The 1,461-nt window shown below is 39.6% G+C and carries 2 protein-coding genes; both read right to left on the bottom strand.

Features of this window, described 5'->3' with window-relative positions; translation table 11 throughout:
* Nucleotides 1-620: WG repeat-containing protein (locus HMPREF9073_RS15265; RefSeq protein ID WP_009750789.1), on the bottom strand; the 620-nt coding region annotated here is incomplete at its 3' end.
* A 20-nt stretch (nucleotides 621-640) separates the two neighbouring features.
* Nucleotides 641-1,461 (bottom strand): aspartate aminotransferase family protein (locus tag HMPREF9073_RS07140; protein WP_009750788.1); only part of this gene is annotated, 821 nt, incomplete at its 5' end.

The following is a 1,461-nucleotide window of genomic DNA, read 5'->3' as shown; positions in this document are numbered from 1 at the left end:
ACTTCTTTACCTGTTTTATCTATAAAACCATATTCTCCATTCAAACTCACGCTTGCTAATCCTTCTGAAAAACTCCTAGCATAATCATACTTTATAGGAATCACTTCTTTACCTGTTTTATCTATAAAACCCCATTTGTTATTTAGCCTAACGTTTGCTAATCCTTCTGAAAAATCCCAACAATAATCATACTTTATAGGAATCACTTCTTTACCTGTTTTATCTATAAAACCCCATTTGTTATTTAGCAGAACGCTTGATAATCCTTCTGAAAAAAGCCAAGTATAATCATACTTTATAGGAATCACTTCTTTACCTGTTTTATCTATAAAACCATATCTATTATTCAATTTTACTAAAGCTAATCCTTCTGAAAAACCCCTAGCATAATCATACTTTATAGGAATCACTTCTTTACCTGTTTTATCTATAAAACCATATTTTTTATCCAATCTTACCATTGCTAATCCTTCATAATATTTATCTTTCCAAGCGTACTTCTTTGTTTGTTGCACAGGCTGGGCAGACGGCTCTTTTTTTACCTTTTCTTCAGGTAGCAGACCTTGCGCATAGGTTAGGGTAGCAGTTAGTAATAGAGTGTAAAGTAATATATTTTTCATGTTTGTAATATTTTTAATTGTTAATTGAATTGGTTTAGCGCTTCAATAATGATATCGCAACCTTCTTTAATTTCTTCATCGGTGAGGGTAAGTGGAGGCGAAAGTCGTACGGCACGGTGTTCAAACAAAAGCCAATAGACTATCAATCCTTTATCCTGACAGTAATTCACTACAAAATCGGCGATTTCGGCAGTTTTCACGATCACAGCTAACATCAAACCGCGACCGTTGATACTTTCGATAAGTGGATGTTGCAAATACTTGCGGAAGAGTTTTTCTTTTTCTAAGGTTTGAGCCATCAGATCGGTAGTGAGGAGCTGGTTGAAGGTTGCCAAAGAGGCAGCTGCTATCACGGGATTACCTCCAAAAGTAGTGATATGTCCCATTTTAGGACTGTTTGCCAACAGCTGCATACGCTCATACGACGATACAAATGCCCCTACCGGCATACCGCTTGCCATCCCCTTGCCTATTGCGATAATATCGGGGGTAAAGCCATAGTTTTGGAAGCCAAAGAGCTTGCCCGTGCGCCCGAAACCTGGTTGTATTTCATCGATAATAAGGAGCGCGCCTACTTCTTCACAACGGCGTTTTACCTTGATGAGATAGTCGTTTTGGGGTTCGATAAAGCCAGCTCCTCCTTGGATACTTTCGAGCACTACCCCTGCGGTGCGTTCGGTAATTTTGAGGATATCGGCTTCGTTGTTGAACTCTATAAAATCGACATCAGGGATAAGCGGACGATAAGCGCGTTTACGTTCTTCATAGCCCATTAGGCTCATCGAACCCTGTGTATTGCCGTGATAAGCATTTTTGGCAGCGATGAGTTGGGTGCGCCCCG

Source organism: Capnocytophaga sp. oral taxon 326 str. F0382, from assembly GCF_000318295.1.
In the GTDB taxonomy this organism is placed as follows: Bacteria; Bacteroidota; Bacteroidia; order Flavobacteriales; family Flavobacteriaceae; genus Capnocytophaga; species Capnocytophaga periodontitidis.
The sequence above is the reverse complement of the archived record's forward strand: the minus strand, read 5'-3'. Positions and strand labels throughout refer to the sequence as shown.